Below are 26,213 nucleotides of genomic sequence, written 5' to 3' on the forward strand. Positions count from 1 at the left end.
CGTCGAGCGTCGGTCGAGCGCGTGAGCGACGACCTTACTTGGTTACTTGGTGATGTTCTCGTAGATCGGCACGGAGTCCCAGCCGTACTCGACGTTGCTCACCGTGTCGGCCCAGACACCGTTGACGTTCGCGTACCACAGCGGGATGATCGGCAGGTCCTTGAGGAGGACCTCCTGAGCCTTCTGGTACGAGGCGTTGGCGTCGTCGACGTCGCTCGCCGCACTGCCCTCGGCGAGCAGGTCGTCGAACTCGGGGTTCGAGTACTTGCCGTCGTTCGAGCTGCCGTCGGTGGCCATCGTCGGGTACAGGAAGTTGTACAGCGACGGGTAGTCGGCCTGCCAGCCCGAACGGAAGGCGCCGGTCATGGCACCACCCGAGGCGTCGGTGCGGAACTCGGCGAAGGTCGGGTAGGGCTTGCCCTCGGCCTTGATGCCCAGCGTCTTGGAGATGTTCGCGGTGACCGCGTCCACCCACTCCTGGTGTCCACCGTCGGAGTTGTAGCCGATGGTGAACGTGGTGTCGCCGTACGGCGAGATCGCGTCGGCCTGGTCCCAGAGGTCCTTGGCCTTGTCGGCGTCGAACGAGAGGACGCTCTCGCCCTCCAGCTCGTCGGTGTAGCCGGGGATGACGGGCGAGGTGAAGTCCTTGGCCGGCGTCCGCGTGCCCTGGAAGATGACCTTCGTGACGTCGTCGCGGTTGATGGACATCGAGATGGCCTGACGACGCAGGTTGCCCTCTTCGTCGTCACCGAAGTGCGCCAGGTACTGCGGGATCGTCATGCCCTGGAAGACCGCGGCGGGCTGGTTGACGTTCGTGTCGGGGAAGTCGCTCTGGTACGTCTGGAACGCCGCCGGGCCGATCTGGTCGAGCACGTCGAGGTTGCCACCCTGCACGTCGGCGTAGGCCGAGTCGAGCGAGGTGTAGAAGTTGATGTCGAGCCCGCCGTTCTTCGGCTTGCGGTTGCCGTCGTAGTCGGGGTTCGTCTTCAGCTTGATGCCCTGGTTGTGCGTCCAGGCGCCTTCACCGTCGAGCATGTACGGACCGTTGCCGACCGGGTTCTCACCGAACGCGGCGGGGTCGGCGTAGAACGACTCCGGCAGCGGCGAGTAGGCCGAGTAGCCGAGGCGCAGGGGGAAGTCGGCCTCGGGGGTGTTGAGCGTGACCGTGAACTCGGTCGGGCTCTCGACGGTGAGGTCGAGGTCGCTCTGCGCGGTGTCGCTGTAGCCCTTGAAGTTCTCGAAGAACGAGCTGCCGGACGAGTTCGCGACGTTGTCGAAGCTGGCCGCCCAGTTCCAGGCCTTGGTGAACGACTCGCTCGTGACGTCGGTGCCGTCGGTGAACTTCCAGCCGTCCTTGAGCGTGACGGTCCACACGGTGGCGTCGTCGCTCTCGATGCTCTCGGCGACCTCGTTCTTGGTGGTGCCGTCGGCGTTGTAGCTGACGAGACCGGCGAAGATCGAGGTGACGATGCGGCCACCACCGGTCTCGGTCGTGTTCGACGGGACGAGCGGGTTCTCGGGCTCCGTGCCGTTCGTCTTGATGATCGCGGTAGCGTCACCGGACGACGTGTCGTCGTCCCCGCTGCCGCTGGCGCAACCGGTGAGGACGAGTGCTGCCGTCCCCACGACGGCGACGGCCGACAGGCCCATGCGCGTCTTCTTCAATGTTCCTCCTGATGCGGGAAAGGACGCAGCACTGTGCCCAGGGGCCGTGCCGCGTTGGATGGTGTGAGCCTAGGCACCCTGTTCGGGCATCACCAAACCCCGGCGTCAACGGTTACACGACGGAAACCAACTCGCGGGATCATTGCGTCGACACCCAGTTCGTTGCGTGCGGGGCCTGAAGTTCGCATGAATCGGCTGCGAGAAATCCGCCACCTGGCAGGTATTGTTCTCCGCCACCGCAGGAGGCGCGGGTCGGCCCACCCACGCCGGTCCCGTACGATCACCCCCGTGAGCCGCCCCCACGACCCCGCCTCCGCCGTGACACCGCCCGATGCCCTCGCACCGCGCCCGGCCCCGATGACGCGCGCGCGCCTCCGGGTCGAGATCGCGATCGTCCTCGGCCTCTCGCTCGGCGCGTCGGCCGTGTACTCGGTGCTCTCGATCGTGAACCGGCTCACCCAGCAGACCGCTCTCTCGCAACAGACGGCCACGCTGAACTCGCCGCTCAGCAGTCGCGAGTTCTTCGACCTCGCCTACCAGGTGCTCGGCGTGGCGGTCGACCTCGTGCCGGTGCTGCTCGTGGCCTTCCTGCTGTGGCGCGAGGAGCGGCCCCACCTGGGCCGGCTCGGCGTCGACTTCTCGCGCGCGGGCCGGGACACCCTCGGTGGCGTCGGCCTGGCCCTCGCGATCGGCATCCCCGGCATCGGCCTCTACCTCGTGGGCAAGGCCTTGGACCTCACCGTCACGGTCGTGCCGACGAACCTCGGCGAGCACTGGTGGACCGTCCCCGTGCTGCTGCTCTCGGCCCTGCGGGCCGGGGTGACCGAAGAGGTGATCGTCGTCGCGTACCTTTTCGCGCGCCTCCGCGACCTCGGCTGGCGGACGTGGCCGATCATCGTGACGGCGGCCCTGCTGCGGGGCAGCTACCACCTCTACCAGGGGTTCGGCGCGTTCGTGGGCAACGTCGTCATGGGCGTCGCGTTCGGCTGGCTCTACGTGCGCTTCGGCCGGGTGCTGCCGCTCGTCGTCGCACACGTCCTGATGGACGCGGCCGTCTTCGTGGGCTATCCGTGGGCCGCCACCACCTTCCCGACCCTCTTCGGGCTGCCGTCCTGACGCCCCGGGCGGGCCGCCTCGGACCGCCACCGACGGAACTGGGTCTTGACACCCGTCCGGGGGGCGAGTCTGATGTACGCACGGGTCGCGGCGACCCGAGCTGGCCACACAGCGTGAGCTGTCCCCCGGGCGTCGATCGGGACGGTCGCCGCTACGTGAACGCCCTCCGCGACACTCGGCGGCCGACGTCCGAGGGACCAAGAGGAAACCGCCAGCACTCGACGGGATCGGGTGCTGGCGGTTTCCCGTCCGACGCGAGGTCGGCGCCGGACGCGACCTAGGCGAACGCCTCGGCCGGCGGGCAGTTGCAGAACAGGTTGCGGTCACCGTAGGCCTGGTCGATGCGGCGCACCGGCGGCCAGTACTTGCCGCGCACGAGCGAACGGACCGGGTACACGGCCTCTTCTCGCCCGTACTCGGCGGTCCACTCGCCGACGACGACCGACTCGGCCGTGTGCGGCGCACCGCGCAACGGGCTCGACTCGGCGGTGTACCGACCGGAGGCCACCTCGTCGGCCTCGCCCTTGATCGCGATCATCGCATCGACGAAGCGGTCGATCTCGGCCAGGTCCTCGCTCTCGGTCGGCTCGACCATGAGGGTGCCCGCCACGGGGAACGACATGGTCGGGGCGTGGAAGCCGTAGTCGATGAGGCGCTTGGCCACGTCGTCGACGGTGACCCCGGTCGCGTCGCGCAACGGCCGCAGGTCGAGGATGCACTCGTGCGCCACGAGGCCGTTCTCGCCCGCGTACAGCACGGGGAAGTGCTCACGCAGGCGGGCGGCGACGTAGTTGGCCGCCAGGACGGCCGCCCCGGTCGCCCGGGTGAGGCCCTCGGTGCCCATCATGCGTACGTAGGCCCAGCTGATCGGCAGGATGCTCGGGGACCCGTACGGAGCGCTCGAGACCGGCACGCCGGCGTGGGCGAGGCGGTCGCCGTCGGCCGCGAGGGCCGCCCCCGTGCGACGGTCGGCCTGCTGGGCCATCGGGTGGCCGGGCAGGAAGGGTGCGAGGTGGGCCTTGGCCGCGACCGGCCCCACGCCCGGACCGCCGCCGCCGTGCGGGATGCAGAAGGTCTTGTGCAGGTTGAGGTGCGAGACGTCGCCGCCGAAGTCGCCGAAGCGCGCGACCCCGAGCAGGGCGTTGAGGTTCGCCCCGTCCACGTACACCTGACCGCCGGCCGCGTGCACCGCGTCGGTGAGGGCGACGATGTCGTGCTCGTACACGCCGTGCGTCGACGGGTAGGTGATCATCAGCGCCGCGAGCTGGGCCGCGTGCTGCTCGACCTTGGCCCGCAGGTCGTCGAGGTCGACGTTGCCGCCCTCGTCGCAGGCGACCACGACGACGCGCATGCCCGCGAGGACCGCGCTGGCCGCGTTGGTGCCGTGCGCGCTCTGCGGGATCAGGCAGACCGTGCGCTCGACGTCGCCGTTCGACAGGTGGTAGCCGCGGATCGCGAGCAGACCGGCCAGCTCGCCCTGGCTGCCGGCGTTGGGCTGCAGCGAGACGGTGTCGTAGCCCGTGACCTCGGCCAGCCACCCCTCGAGTTGGCCGATCAGGTCGAGGTACCCCGCCACGTCGTCCGCCGGGGCGAACGGGTGCACGCCGGCGAACTCGGGCCAGGTCACGGCGGCCATCTCGGTCGCCGCGTTGAGCTTCATCGTGCAGCTGCCGAGCGGGATCATGCCGCGGTCGAGCGCGTAGTCCTTGTCGGCGAGGTGCTTGAGATAGCGCATCATGCTGGTCTCGCTGCGGTGGGTGCGGAAGACCGGGTGCGTGAGGTAGTCGCTCGTCCGCAGCAGCGCCTCCTGCAGGCCCGAGGGGGCGGCATCGGCGAGCAGGTCGACGCCGAGCACCTCGGCGACGACGCGGACGTCGTCACGGGTGGTGGTCTCGTCGAACGAGAGGCGGACGCAGTCGCCGTCGACGGCGTGCAACAGGTAGCCCCGATCGTGTGCCGTGGCGACGATCTCGGCCGCCCGACCCGGGACGAAGACCTGGAGGGTGTCGAAGAACGAGTCGCTCTCGAGCTCGAGCTCGCTCGCCCCGATCGCGGCCGCCAGGTCGGAGGCGTGGCCGTGCACGCGCGTCGCGATGTGCCGCAGGCCCCAGGGACCGTGGTAGACCGCGTACATCGACGCCATGACGGCGAGCAGCACCTGCGCGGTGCAGATGTTCGACGTGGCCTTCTCGCGGCGGATGTGCTGCTCGCGGGTCTGCAGGCTGAGGCGGTAGGCGGGCTGGCCGACGGCGTCCTGCGAGACCCCCACCAGACGACCGGGCAGCTGACGCTCGAGCCCGGTGCGGACGGCCATGTAGCCCGCGTGCGGACCGCCGAAGCCCATCGGCACGCCGAAGCGCTGGCTCGTGCCGACGGCGACGTCGGCCCCGAACTCGCCGGGTGCCTCGATCAGCGTGAGCGCGAGCAGGTCGGCGGCGACGACGGCCAGGCCGCCGTGGGCGTGGGCCGCCTCGACGACGGCGCGGGGGCTCCAGACGGAGCCCGACGCCGAGGGGTACTGCACGAAGACGCCGAACGACTCGGGCAGCTCGGCGGGGTCGAGCACCGAGAGGTCGAGCTCGACGAGCTCGATGCCGACGGCCTCGGCGCGGCCGGCGAGCAGGGCCTTGGTCTGCGGGAAGGTGTCGCTGTCGACGACGAAGACGTCGGTCTTCACCTTCGACGCACGACGGGCCAGCAACATGCCCTCGACGACGGCCGTGCCCTCGTCGAGCATCGACGCGTTCGCGGTCGTGAGCCCGGTCAGCTCGGCCACCATCGTCTGGAAGTTGATGAGGGCCTCGAGTCGACCCTGCGAGATCTCGGGCTGGTACGGCGTGTACGCGGTGTACCAGCTGGGGTTCTCGAGCACGTTGCGCTGGATGACGGCCGGGGTGACGGTGTCGTAGTACCCGAGACCGAGGAGGCTGCGCGAGACGCGGTTGCGCCCCGCGAGGGCCCGCAACTCGGCGAGCGCCTCTTCTTCGCCGATCGGCGCGGGCAGCACGCTGCCCTCGACGGCCGCGGCGTGGATCGCGTCAGGCACGGCGGCCGCGACGAGCGACTCGACGCTGTCGTGCCCCACGGCGGCGAGCATGGTCGCCTGGTCGCCCGGCGTGGTGCCGACGTGGCGGTCGACGAAACCGGTGGCGACCTGGTCGGACCAGCCGCCGAAGACGGACCCGCCCGTCTGCTCGGCGCTCATTCGGCGGTCAGCGCGACGTACTCGTCGCGCGAGAGCAGGCCCTGGCCGTCGGTCGACGACAGGGTGATCTTGATGAGCCAGCCCTCGCCGAACGGGTCGCTGTTGACGAGGTCGGGGCTGTCGACGACGGCCTGGTTGGCCTCGAGCACCGTGCCGAGCGCGGGGGCGAACAGCTCGCCGACCGACTTGGTCGACTCGATCTCGCCGACGACCGTGCCGGTCTCGACCTCGGTGCCCTCGGCGGGCAGGTCGACGTAGACGACGTCGCCCAGCTTGTCGGCAGCGTAGTCGGTGATGCCCACGGTGGCGGTGTCGCCGTCGATCAGGAGCCACTCGTGCTCGGCGGTGTACTTCAGTGCGGTGAGATCGGTCATGGCCGGTCCTTTCGAGGGAGGGGGTGCCTAGGAGCGCTTGTAGAAAGGCAGCGGGACGACGGTGGCGGCGACGGCGGTGCCGCGGACGTCGACGGCCAGCGCGGGACCGCGGTCGACGACGTCGGGGTCGACGTAGGCCATGGCCACCGGGTGGCCGAGGGTGGGCGACAACGCGCCGCTCGTGACCTCGCCGACGACGGTGCCGTCGTCCGTGACGACGGGGTACCCCGCCCGCGCGGCCCGACGCCCGGTGAGCGTCAGCCCGACGAGGACGCGGGCGCCGGCGGCGGGCTCGACGTTCGAGCGCCCGACGAAGTCCTTCGCGGTGTCGACGACCCGGCCGAGCCCTGCCTGGTCGGGACGCACGTCGAGGCCGAGCTCGTGGCCGTAGAGCGGCATGCCCGCCTCGAGACGGAGCGTGTCGCGGCTGGCCAGCCCCGCGGGGACGAGCCCCCGGGGTCCGCCGGCTTCGGCGATCGCGGCCCACAGCGACGGGGCGGTCTCGGGGTCGACGTACAGCTCGAAGCCGTCCTCGCCGGTGTACCCGGTGCGCGCGATCAGCACGGGGGCGTCGTCGAAGGTGGCCTGCAGCACGCGGTAGTACCGCAGCGTCGACAGCGGGGCGTCGGGCTGGAGGCGGTCGGCCGTGACGAGTTCGTCGAGCACGCCCTCGCTCTCGGGCCCCTGGACCGCGATCAGCGCGGTGTCGTCGCTCTCGTCGTCGACCGTGACGTCGAATCCGGAGGCGCGGGTCGCGAGGGCCGCGAACGCCGCCTCGCGGTTTCCCGCGTTGGCCACCACGAGGTAGTCGTGCTCGTCGAGGCGGTAGACGACGAGGTCGTCGACGATCCCGCCCTCGGCGGCGAGCAGGAGCGAGTACTTCGCCCGCCCGACGGCGATGGTCGAGAGGGTGCCGGCCAGGGCGTGGTCGAGGAAGGCCCCGGCCTCGGACCCGACGACGGCGATCTCGGCCATGTGCGAGAGGTCGAAGAGCCCGGCGGCGGTGCGGACGGCGTGGTGCTCGGCGAGGTCGGAGTCGTACCGGACCGGCATCTGCCACCCCGCGAAGTCGGTGAAGACGGCGCCGGCGGCGACGTGGACCTCGTGCAACGGGCTGTAGCGCTCGTCGGGCTCGTCGGGTTCGTCGGAACCGATCGGGTCGTGGGCGTCGCCCGGCCCCGTGGCGATGCCCTCGGTGCCGTCGTCTGAGAGGACGACGTCGCCGTCGAGCGCGGCGGACGCCTCGGCACCGCGGAGGTCGTCGTCGTCGGGCCCGGGGGCGGCGGGAAGGTTCGAGGCTGCGTCGGACATCGGTGCTCCTGAGAGGGACGGACCGGCCGCCAGGTGTCTCGGCCGGGAACGGTGCCGTGCGGATGGGGCACGACGGGGCAGCCCTGTCCGGCGGTCCGCCGATCGGGGCTCCCCCTCTGTCATGGGCCTGAGAGCTTCACCGGCCGGGGCCGGTTTTCACCGTGGGCGAGGACCGGCGAGGGGTCTGTCGACCGCCTCGCGCCTCCTGCTTTTCAGAGTGGCCAGTCCGTCGCGGTACGCGTACCTGAGAGATTGGCGGGGAGCTTGCTCCTTCGGTGCCCGGTCGGCGCAGTCTCTGCGCACCGGAGCTCTCCCGCGACGTGTTCGTGGCCCGATGTTCGATTGTGGCGTCAGCCTAGCGTCGTCGTGTGACGCGCAGGTTTCGGGTGTGCACGCGATTCGAGTCGCCCGGACGACGAACGACGCCCCGACCGGGTGCGGTCGGGGCGTCGTGGGGTCGTCGTGGCCGCGTCAGACGGCGCGCGAGGGCTGCCCCGGCTCGGGCGAACCGGCGGCCTCGTGCTCGGCGACGAGCTTGCGGACGTCGTCCGCCAGCTGGGCGACGCCCTCGGGCAGCATCTCGAAGCCCTCGCGGTTGCCCGGGTTGACGACGAGGCCGGTCTCGGCCGGGATGGCCTGCACGAGTTCGGCCGCCGGAAGGGTCGCCGAGAACTCGGCCACGCCCTTGACCTGCTCGCCGATCATGTCGACGTGGGTGAAGGCGGCGAGCATCGGCACGCCCTCGCGGTCGAAGAGCACGGGCTGCAGGTCGTTCAGCGACTCCTGTGCGTCGGTGGCCGTGGCGACGACGACCTGGGCGTTGACGAATTCGGCGAGCACGCTGTTCATGTCGCCCTCACCCGCCTGGCCCTTGCTGATGGCCTGTTCGAGTGCGGTCTTTTCGCGGTTGTCCGTGTCGGTCATCCGGCCAGCCTGCCGGGCGAACCTCCGTGTCGGCTCAGCGTCCCGCGTGGTGCGCGGCCCCGGTGATCGCTACCCTGTGCAGCATCCCGCCGTGTCGCACCCATCTCGAGGAGCCCTCGTGCCCCGCAGCCTCCGCCTCCGTCCGTCCCACCGAACCGTCGTGCCGGCCGTGACCGTCGCGGGACTGGCCCTCGTGCTTCTCGTGTCCGGGTGCGCCGGCGGTGAGCCGGCCTCGTCGCCGAGCCCGACGACCGCTTCGTCGGGGACTCCCACGCCGACGGCCTCGGACGACGCGACGGCCCTGCCCGACGCCACCGCGCTGCCGACGACCGAGCCGCCCGCCCCCGCCACGGCCCAGGCCCAGGAGGCGCCCCCCGCGTGGCACGCGTGCGTCACGGCGATCGGTCAGCAGTACCCCGACCTGCCGTACCTGGACGACGTCTGGGCCTACGAGGCCGACGACGTCCGCGACAGCGACACCGGCGCCGAGGCCACGGTGACGATGGGCCACCTCGCCGACGGCCGGCCGGCCACCGAGTGGCACTGCCAGATCTCCGGCACCCCCGAGTCCCCCGTCGTCGACTCGGTCTCGCCGGCCGACGCCTGAGCCGCGGTCGCCGTGGCAGGTCCGTCTAGGGCGTGACGGCGACGACGACCGTGCCGTCGATCTCGTCGTCGCGGACGACCCGGGCCCGGAGGCCCGCGGCGACCAGCGCCTCCTGCGTGTCGGCGGCCTGACGCTCGCTCGTCTCGAGGACGAGGGTGCCGCCGGGCGCCAGCCAGTCGCCGACCTCGGCGGCGATCCGCCGGTGCAGGTCGAGCCCGTCGGCCCCGCCGTCGAGGGCGAGCGGCGACTCGTGGAGGCGCGCCTCGGGGGGCAGGGACGAGATCGCGTCGGTCGGCACGTACGGCGCGTTCGCGGCGATCACCCGGAACCGACCGCGCAGCGACACCGGCAGGCCGGCGAACAGGTCTCCCCGGACGACCGTCCCCCGCTCGTCGAGGTTGCGACGGGCGCAGTGGACGGCCGCCGGGTCGAGGTCGGCGGCCCAGAGATCGAGACCGGGGTGCTCGGCGGCGAGCACGGTCGCGACGGCGGCGGCACCGCAGCAGAGCTCGAGCGCGGCGAGGGGACGAGTCGCGCGACCGTCGCGCGCGACCGCGGCCGCGAGCGCCGCCTCGGCCTGCCGCAGGACCAGTTCGGTCCGGCGGCGGGGCACGAAGACACCCGGCTCGACGACGATCCGTCGCCCGGCGAAGGCCGCCCAGCCGAGGACTTGCTCGAGGGGTCGTCCCGCGACGCGGTCGGCGACCATCGACTCGAGCGCGTCGCCGTCGGCGGCCTCGTCGAGCAGCAAGCGCGCCTCGTCCTCGGCGAAGACGCAGCCCGCGGCCCGCAGGCGTCGGGTGACGATCTGCTCGCGGTCGGCCTCGGGGATCGTCACGCGCCCACGCTAGACCGACGCGTAGGCTGACGAGACCCGACGGCACGAGGGAGAACATGAAGCCGCTGACCGAGAACGACATCCGCGAGTCGTTCGTCAACGCCCTGCCGGGCGACCTCGACCGCCTGCCGATCCCCGGACTGCACGAGATGCTCTGGGAGGACCGTGAGTTCCTGGGCTGGCGCGACCCCCAGGCCCACCACCGGGGCTACATCGTCCACTGGATGGACGACCGGCCCGTCGGTCTCGTCGTCCGGTCGTCGAGCAGTTCGCTGCGCCCCGGCATCGCCGCCATGTGCTCGCTCTGCCACTCGCCCCAGCCGGCCACGCAGGTGCGCCTCTTCACCGCCCCCAAGGCCGGCGAGGCCGGGCTGAACGGCAACACACTCGGCACCTACATCTGCGAGGACCTCGCCTGCTCGCTGCTGATCCGGGTCGCTCCCCCGCACCTCAACCCGCCCGAGCAGATCGCCCGCCGTTCGGCCGGCCTCGCCGAGCGGGTGCAGGGCTTCACGGCCAACGTCATGAAGACCGCCTGACGCGCGGCCGTCCCGCAGACCGTCACCGCACCTCCTGCCGTCCCCTCCCGTCCCCAGCCCCTCCACCGAAAGGCACCGTCGTGTCCGTCGTCAAGATCAACGCCATCCACGTCCCCCAAGGCTCGGGCGCCGAGCTCGAGAAGCTCTTCGCCGCCCGCAAGCACTCGGTCGACGGGGCGGAGGGGTTCGAGGGATTCCAGCTGCTGCGTCCCGTCAAGGGCGACGACCGCTACTTCGTCGTGACGACCTGGCGCAGCGAAGAGGACTTCGCGGCCTGGTCGGCCGACGGCGCAAAGGCCGCCCACGCCCGCCCCGCCGGGTCGGGCGAGGCCCCGCGTGGCCCCGTCGCGACCGGTGCCGACCTGCTCGAGTTCGAGGTCGTCGAACTCTGACCGGAGTGGTCGCGACGACGCGCCCACCCGGGCCCGGCGAGGCTCGTTCGACGTCGAGCGACCGGTGCCGAGGATGACAGCGATCTCCAGGCTTCGCGCGTAGTCTCCTGCCCAATCGCCGACCCGCTCGGGGCCCGGCGTGAGAGGTCGCGATCGTCATGAAGAAGTCCACCCGCTGGGCCACCGCCGCCGCCGTCCCCGTGGCCGTCATCGCCGCGAGCATCGTGGTCCCCGCCGTCTCGGCCACGGCCGACGTCGACCTGCCCGACAAGACCCCGCAGCAGGTGCTGGCCCTCGCCGCCTCGAGCTCGGGGGCGTCCTACTCGGGCACGATCGAGCAGACCTCCGACCTCGGGCTGCCCGACGTGTCGGCCCAGGCCACGGGCGGCGGGTCGTCGTCCGACGCCGCTGCTGCCCTCGACCTGCTGACCGGCAGCCACACCGCGAAGGTGTACGCCGACGGCGCCACGAAGCAGAGGGTGCAGGTCATCGACGACCTCGCGGAGCGCAACGTGATCCGCGACGGATCGAGCGTGTGGACCTACGACTCGAAGACGAAGGACGCGACGCACGCGACGCTGCCCGACCAGGGGGCCACCGAGAAGCCGAGTGCCTTGCCCGACGGCACCGCCGTGCCGCAGACCCCGGCCGAACTGGCCGACCTCGTCCTGTCGTCGGTCGAGCCCACGACGACCGTCACGGCCGATTCCGACGTCAGGGTGGCCGGACGCGACGCGTACCAGGTCGTCCTGACCCCGAAGGACTCCTCGACGCTCGTCGCGAGCGCGACCCTCACCGTCGACGCCGAGACCGGTGTCCCGCTCAAGGTGGTCGTCGCCGCGAAGGGGCAGAGCGACCCGGCCGTGTCGGCCGGGTTCACCTCGGTCGACTTCGCTGCCCCCGCGGCGTCCGTCTTCGCGTTCACTCCCCCGGCGGACGCGACCGTGACCGACGTGACCGTGCCGACCCGCGCCTCCGGAGGGTCGGAAGGCGACGCGACGCACGCCGACAAGACCGTGATCGGCTCCGGGTGGAGCACGATCGTCGGGGTCACCCCGGCAGCGGGGTCGACCGACGGCACCTCGTCGACCGACGCCGACACCACGGGGTTGCTCGACCAGCTGACGACGAAGGTCGACGGGGGTCGCGTGCTCGAGACCTCGCTGGTCTCGGTCCTGCTGACCGACGACGGCCGGGTCTTCGCCGGGGCGGTCGACGCCTCGACGCTGCAGGCCGCCGTGGCCGGGCAGTGACCTCCGGCCGGTGAGCCACGACACCGCCGCAGTCCCGGCGTCGACCGACGGCGACGCGTCCCGAGGGGCCTTCGCCGTCGAGACGACCGGCCTGACGAAGCAGTTCGGACGCCAGCGCGCCGTCGACGGCGTCGACCTGGCGGTTCCCTACGGCAGCGTCTACGGGTTCCTCGGCCCGAACGGCTCGGGCAAGACCAGCACGATCCGCATGTTGCTGGGGCTCACCTCGGCGTCGAGCGGCGACATCCGGGTGCTCGGCGGGTCGATGCCCGACGACCTGCGCCGCGTCCTGCCTCTCGTCGGCGCCCTGGTCGAAGGCCCGGCGTTCTACCCGTTCCTGTCGGGCCGGGCGAACCTGCACCGCCTCGACTCCGGCGACCGCTCGGCCCCGGCCGCCACGCGCCGTGCCCGTGTCGACGCCGCCCTCGACCGGGTCGGCCTCGGTCACGCGGCCTCGAAGAAGGCCCACGCGTACTCACTCGGCATGAAGCAGCGCCTCGGCATCGCGAACGCCCTGCTCATGCCGCGAGACCTGCTGGTGCTCGACGAGCCCAGCAACGGCCTCGACCCGCAGGGCACGCGCGAGGTCCGCACCCTCATCCGCTCCCTCGCCGACGAGGGCACGACCGTCTTCGTCTCGAGCCACCTGCTCAGCGAGGTCGAGCAGATGTGCACGCACATCGGCGTGATGAGCGCCGGCCGCCTGCTGACCCAGGGCACGCTCGACGACCTCCGCGCACTCGGCACGCACCGGGTCCGCCTGCTCACGCCCGACCCGGACGCCGCCCGCGACGTCCTCGTCCGTCTGGGATTGGCCCCGGAGGCGCGGGCCCGGCCGGACGCGACGCCCGCGACCGCAGGCGGTTCGGTGAGCGTCGAGGCCGAGCTCGCCGTCGAGGGGCTCTCGCCCGAGTCGATCGTGGTCGCCCTCGTCGCCGCGGACGTGCGCGTGCGCGGGTTCGAGGTGGCCGGAGCCAGCCTCGAGGACCGCTTCGTCGACCTGACCGGGGAGGGCTTCGATGTCGCCGGCTGACCCCCGGGACACGCGTCCCGACGCCGTCGTCCCCGCCGACCGCACGCGGGGCGGGCTGGGTCTCGCCCTGCTGGGAAGCGAACTGGCGGTGCTCTTCCGCCGCGTCCGGACGATCGCGCTGCTCGCCGCGCTGGCCCTGATCCCGGTGCTGCTCGCCGTCGCCGTCCGGGTCACGTCGTCCGACGGCGACGGTGGTCGCGGACCGGCCTTCCTCGGCGACATCACGCAGAACGGCCTCTTCGTCTCGCTCACCGCCCTGACGGTGGCGATCCCGCTCTTCCTGCCTCTCACCGTGGGGGTCGTCGCCGGCGACACGATCGCGGGCGAGGCGAGCCTGGGCACCCTGCGGTACCTGCTGGTGACCCCGGTGGGCCGGGTGCGCCTCCTGCTCGTCAAGTACGCGGCCGCGGCGGCGTTCTGCCTCGCCGCCACGCTCGTCGTGGTCGTCTTCGGGGCGATCGCCGGTGCCGCGTTGTTCCCGGTCGGACCGGTCACCCTGCTCTCGGGGCAGACGATCGGCCTGGGCGACTACGCGCTGAGGCTGCTGCTGATGGCCCTCTACGTGACGATGTCGCTGCTCGGCCTCACGGCGATCGGCGTCTTCGCCTCGACGCTGACGAGCGTGCCGGTGGGTGCCATGGCCGCCACGATCGTGCTCTCGACCGTCGCGCAGATCGTCGATGCCTTGCCGCAGCTGGACGTCCTGGACCCCTGGCTGTTCACGCACCACTGGCTGGGCTTCGCCGACCTGATGCGTGACCCGGTCTCGTGGGACTCGTTCGGTGCCAACGCCCTGCTGCAGGCCGGCTACGTCGTGGTCTTCGGTGCCCTGGCGCTCGGCCGGTTCACCACCAAGGACGTCCTGAGCTGACCCGTCGGCGCGCCGGTGTCGGCGGTCGCGGTTACCGTGGATCGGTGTTTTCCCGTACCCGCCGCTCCCTGGGCCCCTCCACCCCGACCCACCCGACCGTGGCGGCGACGCTCGCCGCCGTGGCCCTGTTCGCCGTGGCCGGCTGCACGTCCACCTCGGTCGACGACGCCGACGGGCGCACGGCCCTCGTCACCCACGAGCAGGAGGCGCGGGTCACCGTGGTCGGCGCCGCCACCGCCCCCGAGAGGGCCGTCGAGGCCAGTCGGGCGATGTTCGCCTCGAGTCCGGTGGCGGTCGTGGCCCCGGACGGGGACGGGGCAGGCCAGGCGGACGCGGCAGACGAGGCGGTGCGACTCGGCGTGCCGATGCTGCTCGCCCCGGCGGGGACGTCGACCGGGTCGCCGTCCGGCGGCCCGTCGAGCGGTGGCCCGTCGAGCGGCGACCCGTCGACCGGGCCGTCCGTCCTGGCGGCCGAGCTCGACCGGCTCGGCGTCGAGACCGTCCTGGCGGTGGGCGACGTGGGAGCGATCGACGGGGTGCGCGTCGAGGTGGCGACCAGCGCCTCCTCGGTCGACGTGCCCGACGCGGCGACGCCCCTCGACGACGTCCTCGCCGTCGTGGCGGGGGCCGACGACGTCGCGGCCACGGCCACCGCGCGGGCCGCGGGTGCCGACGTGCAGGCCCTGCCCGACGGGGTCGTCGACCTGCAGGCCTCCGGTGAGGCGATCGACGCACTGCACGCCTCGACGACGACCGACACGGTGTTGATCGGCTCCTCGTTCTCGACCGTGCGCGACCCCGGGTGGTCGGTCGCGGCGGCCCGATCCGGTGCGCAGCTGCCCGGCGGCGGGCAGCGATTCTTCCCCGACCGGCGGTTCGTGGCGCTCTACGGGGCGCCGGGCACGGGGGCGCTCGGGGTGCTCGGCGAGCAGGACGTCGCCGCGACCGTGCAGCGGGCCGCCGACGTCGCGGCGAGCTACGACGCGGCGAGCGACCGGCCCGTCGTGCCGATGCTCGAGGTCATCGCGACCGTCGCCGCCGGTGCCGCGGGGGACGACGGCGACTACTCGAACGAGCTGTCGGTCGAGAGCATCGAGCCCTACGTCGACGCGGCCGCCGCCGCCGGCCAGTACGTGGTGATCGACCTGCAGCCCGGGCGCGCCGACTTCCTGAGCCAGGCGAAGCGCTACGAGTCGCTGCTGTCGCGGCCGAACGTCGGGTTGGCCCTCGACCCCGAATGGCGCCTCGAGGCCGACCAGGTGCCGCTGCGCCAGATCGGCGGGGTCGAGGCGGGCGAGGTGAACGCCGTGTCGACCTGGCTGGCCGACCTCGTGGCGTCGAAGGGCCTGCCGCCGAAGATGTTCGTCCTGCACCAGTTCCGCCTCGACATGCTGCGCGATCGGGCGTCGATCGACACGTCCCGGCCCGAGCTGGCCACACTGATCCACGCCGACGGCCAGGGCTCGCAGCCCGACAAGCAGGCCACCTGGCGCACGCTGCACGACGGAGCCCCGGCCGGGGTCGCCTGGGGCTGGAAGAACTTCTACGACGAGGACGCCCCGATGCTCTCCCCCGAGCAGACCATGGCGGACGTGTCGCCCACGCCCGACCTCGTGACCTACCAGTAGCGCGGCGTCGAGGTGGCCCCGGCGACCCGTGCGGACGATTCACCGGCAGGTGGACGAAGATGAGGAGTCCGAAACCGACCGATGGGAACGCAGCACCGTGGCCACGAACGACGAAGTCGACCTGATCATCGACGCCTGGGCCCGCGAGCGCCCCGACATCGACTTCGCACCCCTCGACGTCTTCTCGCGACTCCGCCGTCTGTCGCGTCGCCTCGACCGCATCCGCAGCGAGGCGTTCGCGCACGCCGGCCTCGAGATCTGGGAGTTCGACGTGCTCTCGGCTCTGCGTCGGGCCGGCGATCCCTTCCAGCTCAGCCCGAAGCACCTCGTCACGGCCACCATGGTCACGAGCGGCACGATGACGAACCGACTCGACCGTCTGGTCGAGCGCGGCCTTGTCGAACGCCGGGGCGATCCGAGCGACGGCCGCGGCGTGCTCGTCCGTGTCACCGAGGACGGCATCGCCCGGGTCGACGCCGCCATGCTCAGCCTGGTCGACGCCGAGAGCGCCAGGTTGCACTCGCTCTCGCCGGCCCAGCAGGCGCAGCTCGCCGACCTCTTGCGCCTGGTCGGCGACGAGTTCAGCTGACCCGCGTCCGCCGTCTCGCGACGAACCCCGCGGGGATGGCCAGCAGCAACGCCGTCAGGGCTGCGAGACCGATCTGCGGCACCAAAACCGCGACGACGAACACGACCGTCATGAGCAACACGGTCGACCACCGGTCCCACCAGGGCCTGGCTCGTCGCGCCGCCAGGGCCTCGGTCGAGAGCAACCCGTCCCGCTCGGCGATCACGGCGTGCAACGCGAGGCTGATGGCGGAGACCAGCATCGTGCCGACGTACAGTCCGACCGACAGGCGGTCGTTCGACGTCACCGACTCGATCAGCACGGTCGGCAGCGGCAAGAACACGATGCTGGCCAGCCAGAAGAAGTTCAGGTGCACCATCGCCGTCGAGACTCCGGAAAAGCCGTCCCACACGCGGTGATGGGCCCGCCAGAGCGCACCGATCACCACGAAACTCAGGGCCGCCGCGGCGAGCGACGAGACGTTGTCGGACAAGAAGGCACCGGCGGTTTCGTGCTGATCCGCCCCTGCGGCGTCCACCAGGGGCAACACGATCAGGGTGATGGCGATGGCCACGACCGCGTCGCTGAAGTTGACGAGCCGGTCGAAACCGCGTTCAGAGCGCATGACTCAGTTCACCACGGGAAAGCGCCCCCGCGGGCTCAGCTCGTGAAGGCCGAGCCGGGCAGGTCCTTCTCACCGTCGACGATCGCCCGCACGATGCGCTCGGCCACGGCGTCCGGGTCGAGGGCCGCGCCGAACGCCGGGGCCTGCCCCGCCACGGCCCGGGTCGCGAGTCCGGTGTCGGTGTGCCCCGGGCGCGCGTCGAGCACGCGGATGCCGTCGCGCCGGTACTCCCGTCCGGCGGCCGACACGAAGGCCGCCAGGGCCGCCTTGGACGCCGAGTACGCGGCCATCCCGACGGTCGGCGCCTCGGACACGACCCCGCTGATGGTCACGACGAACGGCTTCCGGCCGGCCGCGGCGGACTGTGCGAGCGCCGTGTGGGCGTCGCGCAGCAACCGGATCGGCCCGAGCGCGTTGGTCGCGACGAGTTCGTCGAGCGTGTCGTCGTCGAGGTCCTTCGCCGCTCCGAAGGCGACGACGCCCGCGGCGACCACGACGCCGTCGAGGCGTCCGTGTTCGTCGAGGGCCGAACGGACCAGCGCCGCGCCTCCTGACGGGTCGCGCAGGTCGGCGAAGTAGGCGCCGGGCCCCGACAGCGAGTCCGGGCGTCGCGCCGCGCGCACGACGACGGCCCCCTCGTCCTCGAGCATCGCGGCGACGCGCACGCCGAGTCCGCCGGACGCGCCGGCCACGAGCACCACGGCTCCGTCGAGATCGGTCATGTCGCCGACCCTACGCGCGCCGGCCGTGACGTCGGGCGTGAGGTCGCCGTGAGATAGGGCCGAGCAGGAGGCGCGGGCGCGTCAGGCGGACGCCCGGACCACCAGCTCGGTCGGCAGCGTCATCGCGGCAGGCTTCTCGCCGTCGATCACCTGCAGCAGCAGGCGCACCATCTCGTTGCTGATGCGGTCGAAGGGCTGACGCATGGTCGTCAGCGCCGGCGTCGTCTCGGTCGCGACGCGGGAGTCGTCGAACCCGGCCACGGCGACGTCCTCGGGCACCCGACGACCGGCGGCCCGCAGGGCGTCGATCGCCCCGGCGGCCATGCGGTCGTTGCCCGCGAACACGGCGTCGACGTCGGGGTGGTCGGCGAGCAGCGAGGCCATCGCGACGCGACCGCTCTCACGGCCGTAGTCGCCGTGGCGCACGAGCGACTCGTCGAGGTCGTCGCCCAGCTCGGCGCGGTAGCCCTCGAGCCGGGTGATGCCGCCGGGGGTGTCGGCGGGGCCGGTGATCGTGGCGATGCGGCGACGCCCGAGACCGCGGAGGTAGGCCACCATCTCGCGGGCGCCCTCACGGTCGTCGGCGGCGACCCAGCCCATCTTCTTCTCGTGTCCGAGCGGGATGCCACAGGCGATCGCCGGCACGCCCGACTCGACGACGTCGGTCAGCAGGCGGCCACCGCTGTGTGCCGAGACGAGCAGGACGCCGTCGACGTGGCCGGCGCCGATGTAGGCCAGCGCCCGCTGCTGTTCGGCCGGCGACCCGGCCATGATCAGCACGAGCGAGACGTCGCGGTCGGCGAGGGCCGCGGCGGCCCCGCGCAGCAGGATCGAGAAGTTGGGGTCCTCGAAGAGCTGCTGGTGGTCCTCGGTGAGCAGGAAGGCGACCGAGCCGGTGCGGTTCGTCGCGAGACTGCGCGCGTGCGGGTTGACGCGGTACCCGGTGGCCTTGATGGCCGCCTCGACGGCGGTCTTCGCCTCGGGGCTGACCCAGCGACCGCCGTTGAGCGCCCGCGAGACGGTGCCCCGCGAGACGCCCGCCGCCGTCGCGACGTCGTCGATGGTCGGTCGTCCCCGACCCGTCGCGCTGCTCACGCGGCCAGCATAGGGTGCCGCCGGCGCCGGGCCCGCCGGCACTACTTGACCGCGCCGGCGGCGAGGTCGACCTTCCAGAAGCGCTGCAGCACCAGGAAGATGGCGATCAACGGGATGACCGACAGGAGCGCCCCGGTGATGACGAGCGTGTAGAGCGCGGGCGCCGACGCCCCCTGGTTGAGCAGGCCGTTGAGGCCGACCGTCAACGGGAACAGCGAGTCGTCGCCGAGCATGATGTACGGCAGCATGAAGTTGTTCCAGATGGCGACGAACTGGAACAGGAAGATCGTCACGAGTCCGGGCAGCAGCATCGGGACCGCGATGCGACCGAAGATGCCCATCTCACGGGCGCCCTCGGTGCGGGCGGCCTCGATCACGTCGGTCGGCACGGCGGCCGCGGCGTAGATGCGGGCGAGGTAGATGCCGTACGGGCTGATGATCTGCGGCAGCAGCACGCCCCAGAACGTGTTGGTCAGGCCGACGTTCGCCAGCAGGAAGTACTGCGGGATCGCCAGGATGACGCCGGGCACGAGCACGCCCATCAGCAACACGTTGAAGACGACCTTCTTGCCCGGGAACTCGAACTTCGCGAGCACGTAGCCCGAGAGCGCCGAGACGAACGTCGACGCGATCGCGCCGATGCCGGCGTAGAGGGCCGTGTTGAGCATCCAGCGCCAGAACAGGCCGTCGCGGTACTGCGTGAGGGCGACGACGTTGTCGAGCAGGTGACCGCTCGGCGCCAGGGTGAAGGTCGAGAAGAGCTCGCCCCCGTCCTTGGTCGAGGCCATGACGACCCAGAGCACCGGGAACAGGCAGTAGACGGCGCCGATCAGCAGCAGCACCGTCGAGACGATGCTCGGCCGTTCGGCGTGCAGGCGCGGGGCGGCCGGGTCGCGCGGCACCTTGCCCGAGGCTCGGCGGCCCGTCGAGGAGGCGCGGGTCGGGTCGGGCACCGGGGCCGCCGCGTCGTGGGAGCCGTCGAGGTCGATCGTGGTCATGGTCAGTCCTCCTGGCCGAACGCGCGCTTCTGGACGACCCGGAGGAAGAAGAAGCTGACGATGAAGGTGGCGAGCGCGATGACGACCGAGGTCGCCGCCGCCGAGTAGATGTCGTCGCGGGTGAACGCGTCGCGGTAGACGAGCATCAGCGGTGACCAGCTGGTCGACAGGCTGTTCGTGAGCGGGCGCAGGGTGGTCGGCTCGGCGAACACCTGCAGGGTGGCCACCATGGAGAAGAGCGCGGTCATGACGAGCGCGGGAGCCACCATCGGGATCTTGATGCGCAGCGCGATCTGCACCTCGCTGGCGCCGTCGAGGCGGGCGGCCTCGTAGACGTCGGTCGGCACGGCCTTGAGCGAGGTGTAGATGACGATCATGTTGAAGCCGACGCCGCCCCACAGGGCGATGTTGGCGATCGCGAACAGGACGGTGCCCGAGCCGAGCACGCCGTCGACGTCCCAGCCCAGCCGGTCGAACACGTAGTAGAACGGGCTCACGGCGGGGAGGTACAGGAAGCCCCAGAGCAGCGAACTGATGACGGCGGGCACCGCGTAGGGCATGAAGATCGACACGCGCGAGAAGGCCGTGGCCCGGGTGCGCTTCGAGTCGAGCAGCAGGGCGAAGAGCAGCGCCAGGCCGAGCATGCACGGGATCAGCACGACGCCGTAGAGCAGGACGCGGCCGACACTGGCGGCGAACTCGGGGTCGGTGAGCGAACCGACGTAGTTCTCGAGACCGGCGAAGACCTGGCTCTCGCCGCCCGAGCCGAGCCCGAGGCCGACGACCTGCTTCTTCTGGAAGCTGAGGAACAACGTGTAGACGATGGGCGCCGCCATGAACAGCACGAAGAGCACGATGCCGGGGGCGAGCATGGCGTAGGGGGTCAGCACCCGCGTGCGGAAGCTGCCGTTGCCCTTGCGCGTCGCGGGCCGGGGCGCCTCGCGACCGGTCGACGACGGCGGAGGGCCGGCACCGTCGGTGCGGGGGCTGAGGTGGGTGAGGCTGTCGGCCATGCCGGGTCCTTGGGTCGAGACGGGTGTGACGGAGGGGTGACGGGGCGGACGGGGCGACCCCGGCCGCCCCGCCCGATGTGGCTACTTGACCGAGAAACCGCTCTTGGTCAGGTCGTCGACGGTGATCTCCTGCATGGCCGTGACCGCGTCCTCGAACGCCGCCTGGGTCTTCGCGTCGGCGGCCTTGGCGAACTCGTCGTTGTAGGCGCTGAAGGCCACGTTGACGTTGGGGCCGTAGGTGAACGGGTTCACCGACTCGGACGCCTCGGCGGCGATGTCGTAGAAGTCGTCCTGCTGGCTGAAGAACTCCGGGCTCGTCGTCAGGGCGTCGGCCGCCGCGTCGGTCGCCGCCGGGTAGACGCCGGCGATGTCGGCGAGCGCCGCCACGGCCGTGGGGTCGGTGTTGAGCCAGGTCGCGAACTCGACTGCCGCCTCCTTGTGCTCGGACTGCGTCGTGACGGCCGTGGTCGAGCCACCCCAGTTGCCGTCGGCGGGCTTCGAGGCGTCCCACTGCGGCAGCGGCGCCGCGGTCCACTTGCCGGCGGTGTCGGGGGCGTTGCCGCCCAGCACACCGGGGGCCCAGACCGAGCTGATCCAGCCGACCTGGCTGCCGTCGTTCAGACCGGCGTTCCACTCGGGCGTGTACATCGGCTTGTTGTCGATGGCGCCGCTCTCGACGAGCCCGCCCCAGTACGACGCGACCTTCTCCGTCGAGCCGCCCTCGATGTCGACGCCCCAGCTGTCGCCGTCGATCGACCACCACGAGGCGCCGGCCTGCTGCGTGAGCCCGGCGAACCAGCCGGCGTCGTTGGCCGAGAAGGTGCCGAGGTACTTCGTCGGGTCGGCGGCGTGCAGCTCGGTGGCCACGTCGGCGTACTCGTCCCACGTGGTCGGGACGCTCAGGCCGTACTGGTCGAGGATGTCGGTGCGGTAGTAGGCCATCATCGGGCCGGAGTCCTGTGGGATGGCGTAGACGCCGTCGCCGCCGAGGGTCACCGACGACCAGGTGCCCTCCGAGAAGTCGCCCTCGAGGTCGGCGGCGCCCTGGTCCGAGATGTCGGCGAGCGCGTCCGAGGACACGAGCGTCGGGATCTTCTGGTACTCGGCCTGGATCAGGTCCGGAGCACCGCTGCCGGCCTTGATGGCCGTGAGCAGCTTGGTGATGGCGGGGTCGCCACCGTCCTGCTTGTTGACGGTGACCTGGATGTCGGGGTGGTCCTGGTTCCAGAGGTCGACGACCTTGTCGAGGTTCGGGGCCCAGGCCCAGTAGCTGAGCTCGACGGGGCCGTCGTCGGCCGCGCCTCCCCCGGCGCCGGAGCACCCGGCGGTGAGCAGTAGGGCGGCGGTCGCGACCGTGGCGACACCGAGACGGCGGAATGAGCTGCGCATTCGTCCTCCTTGAGGAAAGCAAGAGCTGTGGTGGGGCGGGACAGCGCGGGCTTCGGAAAACCACGTCGCTGTGCCTGTGAGCGGTTACAGTTACGCACAGCGCTTTTGGCTTGTCAACACCGATACGGACCCTTCCGGCAGTCGATACCGGTGTGTTACAACTGGGAGCGCACACAGTCAAAGGAGATCACCGCATGTCACTCGAGCTCGATGCCCGGCCCACGCCCCAGGCCACCACGACCTGGCTGCCCGGCCGCGCCGACCTGCGCTACGGCGGGGACTACAACCCCGAGCAGTGGCCGCGCGAGGTCTGGCTCGAGGACATCGCCCTGATGAAGCAGGCGGGCGTCAACCTGGTCAGCGTCGGCATCTTCTCGTGGGCGCTGCTCGAACCCCGCGAGGGCGAGTACGACTTCGGCTTCCTCGACGACCTCCTCGGCCTGCTGCACGACGCCGACATCGACGTCGACCTGGCCACCCCGACGACCGTCCCCCCGGCCTGGTTCTGGAAGGCCTACCCCGACTCCCACCCGGTCACGCGTGACGGCGTCACCCTCGGCCGCGGCTCCCGCGGCATGGTCAGCCCGAGCAGCCCCGACTACCGTCGCGCGGCCCTCGCGATCACCGAGCGGCTGGCCGAGCGCTACGCGAACCACCCCGCCGTGGTGCTCTGGCACGTCCACAACGAGTACGGCGCCCCGATCAGCGAGGACTACGGCCCCCACTCGGTGCTCGCCTTCCGCACCTGGCTCGAGGAGAAGTACGTCACCCTCGACGCACTGAACGAGGCCTGGGGCACCCGGTTCTGGGGCCAGACCTACGGCGAGTGGGACGAGATCGACGTGCCGCGCACCTCGGCCACGGTCGTCAACCAGACCTCGCGGCTCGACTTCGCCCGGTTCACCTCGGACGCCCTGCTCGCCTGCTTCACCGCCGAACGCGACGCGATCAAGCGACACGCACCGCACCTCCCGGTCACGACGAACTTCATGGCCACCAACTGCCCCTCGATCGACTACTGGACATGGGCCCGCGAGGTCGACGTCGTCGCGAACGACCACTACCTCGTGGCCGAGCGCCGCGACAACCACGTGCTGCTCGCCATGGACGCCGACCTCACCCGGTCGCTCGCCGGCGGTGCGCCGTGGATGCTCATGGAGCACTCGACCTCGGCCGTCAACTGGCAGCCCCGCAACATCGCCAAGCGCCCGGGTGAACTCGCCCGCAACGCCGCGAGCCACCTGGCACGAGGTGCCGACGCGATCCTGTTCTTCCAGTTCCGGGCGTCACGGTACGGCGCCGAGAAGTTCCACTCCGCGATGCTGCCGCACGCCGGCACCGCGACCCGAACCTGGCGCGAGGTCGTCGACTTCGGCGCCGACCTGGGCCGCCTCGCGGCCGTCCGCGGCAGCCGGGTGGAGGCGCGGGTCGCGATCCTCTGGGACGTCGAGTCGTTCTGGGCCCACGACCTCGAGTGGCGCCCGTCGGTCGAGCTCCAGCACCGCGAGCGCGTCGTCGCCTGGTACTCGGCCCTGTGGCACCTCGGCGTGACGGTGGACTTCCGTCACCCGCACGACGACCTGTCGGGCTACGACCTCGTGCTCGCCCCCTCGCTGTACCTGGCCGACCGGCACACCACCGACGCCCTCGACGCGTTCGTCCGCGGGGGCGGCACCTTCGTCGCGTCGTACTTCTCGGGCGTGGTCGACGAGAACGACACCGTCCACGCCGGTGGAGCACCCGGTGCCCTGCGCGACGTGCTCGGGCTCTCGGTGCCCGAGTTCCTGCCCCTGTACGCCGACCAGGTCGTCACGCTCGACGACGGCACGACCGGCACCGGCTGGTCCGACGACATCGTGCTCGAGGGCGCCGTGGCGGTCGCGAGCTACGTCGACGGCCCGGCGGCGGGAGGTCCGGCGGTCACCCGTCACGCCCACGGCGACGGTTCGGCCTGGTACGTCTCGACGCGCACGACGGGGGCCGACCTCGAGGGGCTCGTCCGGTCGGTGCTGGACGACGCCGGCGTGCCGCTGCCGGTCGAGCACCCCGACGGGCTCGAGGTCGTCGTGCGCCACGGGGACGACGCCGACTTCACCTTCCTGGTCAACCACGCCGAGGCAGCGACCGACGTCGCGGTCGGTCGGGGCACCGAGCTGATCACCGGCGACGCCGTCGACGGCCGCGTCGTCGTTCCCGCCGGCGCGGTCCGCGTCGTGAGCCGCCCGCGCGGCTGAGCCGCGAGGCGACCCGAGGAGGCGCGGTGCCGGCGTCGGGACCGGCACCGCGCCTCCTGCACTCACCCCTCGAGAGCCCCACCCCTCACCCACAGCACCCCGCCACACCGATCGTCAAGGAGGACGACACGATGACACGACCCACCACCACACCCCGGACCCGCATCGACCGGAGGGGCCGGCGCGGTCTCGCCGTCGGCGCCGCCCTCGCCACGGCGGCCCTGGGAGCAGGCCTGCTGGCGGGCGCCCCCGCGACCGCGGCCCCCGGAGGCCCGGCCCCCCGCCCGGTCGTCGTGCAGGACCCCGGCTTCGAGCAGGGCGCGGCGGGCTGGGTCTCGAAGGGGAAGGGCACCACGACGCTCGAGGCGGGTGGGCACGACTCGGCCACGCGCCTGACGCACGTGCTGTCGACGGCCGGCACGGCCACGACCAGCCAGAAGCTCAAGAAGGTCACGCCCGGCTGGTGGACCTTCTCGGCCTGGGTGAAAAGCGGTGGCGGCCTGGCCACGAGCACGCTCTCGCTCATGGGGTGCGGCACCGGCTCGAGCACGGACGCCGCGGGCACGACGGTCGTCCCCTCGACCGAGTCCGACGACGGCTGGCTGCACCTGTCGGTCTCGGCCGAGGTGACGCACAGCCAGTGCACGCCCACGCTCACCACGTCGGGTGCCGCGGGGGCCTGGGCGAGCATGGACGACGTGACCTTCACGCCCGGCCGTGTCACCCGCGACGTGCGGGGCGCCGACCTCTCGGGCCTGCCCCGCAACGAGGACCGCGGAGCCGTCTACCTCGACGCCGCCGGACGTCCGACGGACGCCGTGCAGCAGCTCGCCGACCACGGCGCGAACATGGTGCGGCTGAAGGTCTGGGTCGACCCGACCGACGGCTACAACGACCAGGACGACGTCGTCGCGATGGCCGCGCGGGTGAAGGCGGCGGGCATGCAGCTGCTCGTGGACTTCCACTACAGCGACCGCTGGACCGACCCGGGCGCCCAGACCATGCCGAAGGCCTGGCTCGGGCTGAGCGCGCCCGAGGTCGCCACGAAGATCCACGACCACACCCGCAGCGTGCTCGACGCCCTCGCCGCCGAGGGCATCACCGCGGACGCCGTGCAGGTCGGCAACGAGATCAACCCCGGCATGGTCTGGCCTCTGGGCCAGACCTGGGACGTCGACCCGAGCGACGGCGTCAGCGGCGCGCAGTGGAGCAACCTGGCGATGTTCCTCACGGCCGGAGCGACGGCGGTGAAGGAGGTCTCGCCGACGACGCAGGTCGTGCTGCACCTGACGAACATCAACAACGGGATCGACGGCCTGACCTGGTGGTTCGACGAGGCGACCTCACGCGGGGTGCCGTTCGACCTGATCGGCCTCTCGTACTACGGCTACTGGCACGGCGGGCTGTCGGGCATGCAGCAGGCGGTCACGACGCTGTCCGAGCGCTACGACCGCGACGTGCTGATCGTCGAGACGTCCTACCCCTGGACGCTCGAGGACGATCCCGACCACACCTGGGAGAACGTCGTCGTCGACCCATCGCAGCTGGTCGCCGGCTACCCGGCGACACCTGAGGGGCAGGCCGCGAACTTCCGGGCGATCCAGGACGTCGTGGCGTCGGCCCCCGGCGGCCGCGGTATCGGCGTCGTCGCCTGGGAGCCCGCGTGGACGGCGGTCGACGGGGCCGGCTGGGACCCGGACGACCCGACCTCGGGGAACGCGTGGGAGAACCAGGCGATGTGGGACTTCGACGGTCGCCCCCTGCCCGCCCTCGACGAGTACGCGGCCGACTGACCCGGGCGAACGCCGGGTGA

23 protein-coding genes and 1 riboswitch are annotated in these 26,213 nt (G+C 71.8%); of the genes, 11 read left to right on the forward strand and 12 right to left on the reverse strand.

Translation table 11 applies throughout. The features are described from left to right. Window positions 1–42 precede the first annotated feature (42 nt). On the reverse strand, window positions 43–1,665 hold the full coding sequence (locus ASG28_RS08505) for a peptide ABC transporter substrate-binding protein (protein WP_055974061.1): 1,623 nt from the start codon (window positions 1,663–1,665) through the stop codon (window positions 43–45). Between the two features lie 357 nt (window positions 1,666–2,022). On the opposite strand from ASG28_RS08505, the gene ASG28_RS08510 reads away from it, so the two are divergent. Then, window positions 2,023–2,781, forward strand: a complete 759-nt coding sequence (locus ASG28_RS08510) for a CPBP family intramembrane glutamic endopeptidase (RefSeq protein WP_055974064.1) — start codon at window positions 2,023–2,025, stop codon at window positions 2,779–2,781. A gap of 277 nt (window positions 2,782–3,058) precedes the next feature. On the opposite strand, the gene gcvP is transcribed toward ASG28_RS08510, so the two are convergent. The 4 genes from gcvP to ASG28_RS08530 form a co-directional block, all read right to left on the reverse strand. Beyond that, entirely contained in the window at window positions 3,059–5,878 is a 2,820-nt protein-coding gene (gene gcvP / locus ASG28_RS08515; RefSeq protein ID WP_055977281.1) for an aminomethyl-transferring glycine dehydrogenase, read from the reverse strand. Window positions 5,879–5,982: 104 nt separating this feature from the next. Continuing rightward, the gene (gene gcvH, locus ASG28_RS08520; protein ID WP_043595477.1) at window positions 5,983–6,360 is read right to left on the reverse strand and encodes a glycine cleavage system protein GcvH; all 378 of its coding nucleotides are present in this window, start codon (window positions 6,358–6,360) and stop codon (window positions 5,983–5,985) included. Between the two features lie 27 nt (window positions 6,361–6,387). Continuing rightward, window positions 6,388–7,671 carry a glycine cleavage system aminomethyltransferase GcvT gene (gene gcvT / locus ASG28_RS08525; protein ID WP_082454517.1) on the reverse strand — a complete coding sequence of 428 codons (1,284 nt, stop codon included), beginning with the start codon at window positions 7,669–7,671 and terminating at the stop codon, window positions 6,388–6,390. Window positions 7,672–7,893: 222 nt separating this feature from the next. Then, window positions 7,894–7,997, reverse strand: a riboswitch (glycine riboswitch). A gap of 145 nt (window positions 7,998–8,142) precedes the next feature. Continuing rightward, window positions 8,143–8,595: an SseB family protein gene (locus ASG28_RS08530; RefSeq protein ID WP_054144917.1), complete on the reverse strand. Its 453-nt coding sequence runs from the start codon at window positions 8,593–8,595 to the stop codon at window positions 8,143–8,145. 118 nt (window positions 8,596–8,713) lie between these two features. On the opposite strand from ASG28_RS08530, the gene ASG28_RS08535 reads away from it, so the two are divergent. Then, the gene (locus ASG28_RS08535) at window positions 8,714–9,202 is read left to right on the forward strand and encodes a hypothetical protein (protein ID WP_055974067.1); all 489 of its coding nucleotides are present in this window, start codon (window positions 8,714–8,716) and stop codon (window positions 9,200–9,202) included. Between the two features lie 25 nt (window positions 9,203–9,227). Here ASG28_RS08535 and ASG28_RS08540 read toward each other — a convergent pair whose 3' ends face one another. After that, complete coding sequence (locus tag ASG28_RS08540; RefSeq protein ID WP_235477720.1) at window positions 9,228–10,040, reverse strand: putative protein N(5)-glutamine methyltransferase; 813 nt, start codon at window positions 10,038–10,040, stop codon at window positions 9,228–9,230. Between the two features lie 56 nt (window positions 10,041–10,096). Between ASG28_RS08540 and ASG28_RS08545 the strand changes: the two genes are divergently transcribed. From ASG28_RS08545 to ASG28_RS08575, 7 genes are all read left to right on the forward strand, one after another. Further along, entirely contained in the window at window positions 10,097–10,579 is a 483-nt protein-coding gene (locus tag ASG28_RS08545) for an FBP domain-containing protein (RefSeq protein ID WP_055974070.1), read from the forward strand. An 80-nt stretch (window positions 10,580–10,659) separates the two neighbouring features. Continuing rightward, on the forward strand, window positions 10,660–10,971 hold the full coding sequence (locus tag ASG28_RS08550; RefSeq protein WP_055974073.1) for an antibiotic biosynthesis monooxygenase family protein: 312 nt from the start codon (window positions 10,660–10,662) through the stop codon (window positions 10,969–10,971). A 158-nt stretch (window positions 10,972–11,129) separates the two neighbouring features. Next, window positions 11,130–12,224 carry a LolA family protein gene (locus ASG28_RS08555; protein ID WP_055974076.1) on the forward strand — a complete coding sequence of 365 codons (1,095 nt, stop codon included), beginning with the start codon at window positions 11,130–11,132 and terminating at the stop codon, window positions 12,222–12,224. A 10-nt stretch (window positions 12,225–12,234) separates the two neighbouring features. Further along, window positions 12,235–13,257, forward strand: a complete 1,023-nt coding sequence (locus ASG28_RS08560) for an ABC transporter ATP-binding protein (protein ID WP_055974079.1) — start codon at window positions 12,235–12,237, stop codon at window positions 13,255–13,257. After that, window positions 13,244–14,128 carry an ABC transporter permease gene (locus tag ASG28_RS08565; protein ID WP_055974082.1) on the forward strand — a complete coding sequence of 295 codons (885 nt, stop codon included), beginning with the start codon at window positions 13,244–13,246 and terminating at the stop codon, window positions 14,126–14,128. Before ASG28_RS08560 ends, ASG28_RS08565 begins: the two co-directional genes overlap by 14 nt. A 44-nt stretch (window positions 14,129–14,172) precedes the next feature. Further along, window positions 14,173–15,756 (forward strand): hypothetical protein, encoded by a 1,584-nt coding sequence (locus ASG28_RS08570; protein WP_200925275.1) that lies wholly within the window; start codon window positions 14,173–14,175, stop codon window positions 15,754–15,756. Window positions 15,757–15,853: 97 nt separating this feature from the next. Then, window positions 15,854–16,345, forward strand: coding sequence for a MarR family winged helix-turn-helix transcriptional regulator (locus ASG28_RS08575; RefSeq protein ID WP_054147589.1), 492 nt, complete (start codon window positions 15,854–15,856; stop codon window positions 16,343–16,345). On the opposite strand, the gene ASG28_RS08580 is transcribed toward ASG28_RS08575, so the two are convergent. The 6 genes from ASG28_RS08580 to ASG28_RS08605 all read right to left on the reverse strand — a co-directional run bounded on the left by ASG28_RS08580 (window position 16,338) and on the right by ASG28_RS08605 (window position 22,166). Beyond that, entirely contained in the window at window positions 16,338–16,949 is a 612-nt protein-coding gene (locus tag ASG28_RS08580) for a TMEM175 family protein (protein WP_055974085.1), read from the reverse strand. The genes ASG28_RS08575 and ASG28_RS08580 overlap by 8 nt on opposite strands. A gap of 35 nt (window positions 16,950–16,984) precedes the next feature. Then, on the reverse strand, window positions 16,985–17,671 hold the full coding sequence (locus ASG28_RS08585) for an SDR family NAD(P)-dependent oxidoreductase (RefSeq protein WP_055974088.1): 687 nt from the start codon (window positions 17,669–17,671) through the stop codon (window positions 16,985–16,987). 81 nt (window positions 17,672–17,752) lie between these two features. Next, window positions 17,753–18,766 carry a LacI family DNA-binding transcriptional regulator gene (locus tag ASG28_RS08590; RefSeq protein ID WP_055977293.1) on the reverse strand — a complete coding sequence of 338 codons (1,014 nt, stop codon included), beginning with the start codon at window positions 18,764–18,766 and terminating at the stop codon, window positions 17,753–17,755. Window positions 18,767–18,807: 41 nt separating this feature from the next. Continuing rightward, window positions 18,808–19,764: a carbohydrate ABC transporter permease gene (locus ASG28_RS08595; protein WP_082454518.1), complete on the reverse strand. Its 957-nt coding sequence runs from the start codon at window positions 19,762–19,764 to the stop codon at window positions 18,808–18,810. A gap of 2 nt (window positions 19,765–19,766) precedes the next feature. Beyond that, window positions 19,767–20,777 carry a carbohydrate ABC transporter permease gene (locus ASG28_RS08600; RefSeq protein WP_082454519.1) on the reverse strand — a complete coding sequence of 337 codons (1,011 nt, stop codon included), beginning with the start codon at window positions 20,775–20,777 and terminating at the stop codon, window positions 19,767–19,769. 81 nt (window positions 20,778–20,858) lie between these two features. Next, window positions 20,859–22,166 carry an ABC transporter substrate-binding protein gene (locus ASG28_RS08605; protein ID WP_055974091.1) on the reverse strand — a complete coding sequence of 436 codons (1,308 nt, stop codon included), beginning with the start codon at window positions 22,164–22,166 and terminating at the stop codon, window positions 20,859–20,861. A gap of 194 nt (window positions 22,167–22,360) precedes the next feature. On the opposite strand from ASG28_RS08605, the gene ASG28_RS08610 reads away from it, so the two are divergent. After that, window positions 22,361–24,400, forward strand: coding sequence for a beta-galactosidase (locus ASG28_RS08610; RefSeq protein WP_055974094.1), 2,040 nt, complete (start codon window positions 22,361–22,363; stop codon window positions 24,398–24,400). A gap of 131 nt (window positions 24,401–24,531) precedes the next feature. Next, window positions 24,532–26,193 carry a glycoside hydrolase family 53 protein gene (locus tag ASG28_RS08615; protein WP_082454520.1) on the forward strand — a complete coding sequence of 554 codons (1,662 nt, stop codon included), beginning with the start codon at window positions 24,532–24,534 and terminating at the stop codon, window positions 26,191–26,193. The last annotated feature ends 20 nt before the right edge of the window (window positions 26,194–26,213 follow it).

It is taken from the genome of Frigoribacterium sp. Leaf415 (genome assembly GCF_001424645.1).
Taxonomy (GTDB): Bacteria; Actinomycetota; Actinomycetes; order Actinomycetales; family Microbacteriaceae; genus Frigoribacterium.

What these genes read in the sequence shown, in the direction of transcription:
- ASG28_RS08510 (WP_055974064.1), top strand. Translation starts at nt 2,023, where the DNA reads ATGACGCGCGCGCGCCTCCGGGTCGAGATCGCGATCGTCCTCGGCCTC.
- gcvP (WP_055977281.1), bottom strand. Translation starts at nt 5,878, where the DNA reads ATGCTCGCCGCCGTGGGGCACGACAGCGTCGAGTCGCTCGTCGCGGCC.
- gcvH (WP_043595477.1), bottom strand. Translation starts at nt 6,360, where the DNA reads ATGACCGATCTCACCGCACTGAAGTACACCGCCGAGCACGAGTGGCTC.
- gcvT (WP_082454517.1), bottom strand. Translation starts at nt 7,671, where the DNA reads ATGTCCGACGCAGCCTCGAACCTTCCCGCCGCCCCCGGGCCCGACGAC.
- ASG28_RS08530 (WP_054144917.1), bottom strand. Translation starts at nt 8,595, where the DNA reads ATGACCGACACGGACAACCGCGAAAAGACCGCACTCGAACAGGCCATC.
- ASG28_RS08545 (WP_055974070.1), top strand. Translation starts at nt 10,097, where the DNA reads ATGAAGCCGCTGACCGAGAACGACATCCGCGAGTCGTTCGTCAACGCC.
- ASG28_RS08555 (WP_055974076.1), top strand. Translation starts at nt 11,130, where the DNA reads ATGAAGAAGTCCACCCGCTGGGCCACCGCCGCCGCCGTCCCCGTGGCC.
- ASG28_RS08565 (WP_055974082.1), top strand. Translation starts at nt 13,244, where the DNA reads ATGTCGCCGGCTGACCCCCGGGACACGCGTCCCGACGCCGTCGTCCCC.
- ASG28_RS08580 (WP_055974085.1), bottom strand. Translation starts at nt 16,949, where the DNA reads ATGCGCTCTGAACGCGGTTTCGACCGGCTCGTCAACTTCAGCGACGCG.
- ASG28_RS08585 (WP_055974088.1), bottom strand. Translation starts at nt 17,671, where the DNA reads ATGACCGATCTCGACGGAGCCGTGGTGCTCGTGGCCGGCGCGTCCGGC.
- ASG28_RS08595 (WP_082454518.1), bottom strand. Translation starts at nt 19,764, where the DNA reads ATGACCACGATCGACCTCGACGGCTCCCACGACGCGGCGGCCCCGGTG.
- ASG28_RS08600 (WP_082454519.1), bottom strand. Translation starts at nt 20,777, where the DNA reads ATGGCCGACAGCCTCACCCACCTCAGCCCCCGCACCGACGGTGCCGGC.
- ASG28_RS08605 (WP_055974091.1), bottom strand. Translation starts at nt 22,166, where the DNA reads ATGCGCAGCTCATTCCGCCGTCTCGGTGTCGCCACGGTCGCGACCGCC.
- ASG28_RS08610 (WP_055974094.1), top strand. Translation starts at nt 22,361, where the DNA reads ATGTCACTCGAGCTCGATGCCCGGCCCACGCCCCAGGCCACCACGACC.
- ASG28_RS08615 (WP_082454520.1), top strand. Translation starts at nt 24,532, where the DNA reads ATGACACGACCCACCACCACACCCCGGACCCGCATCGACCGGAGGGGC.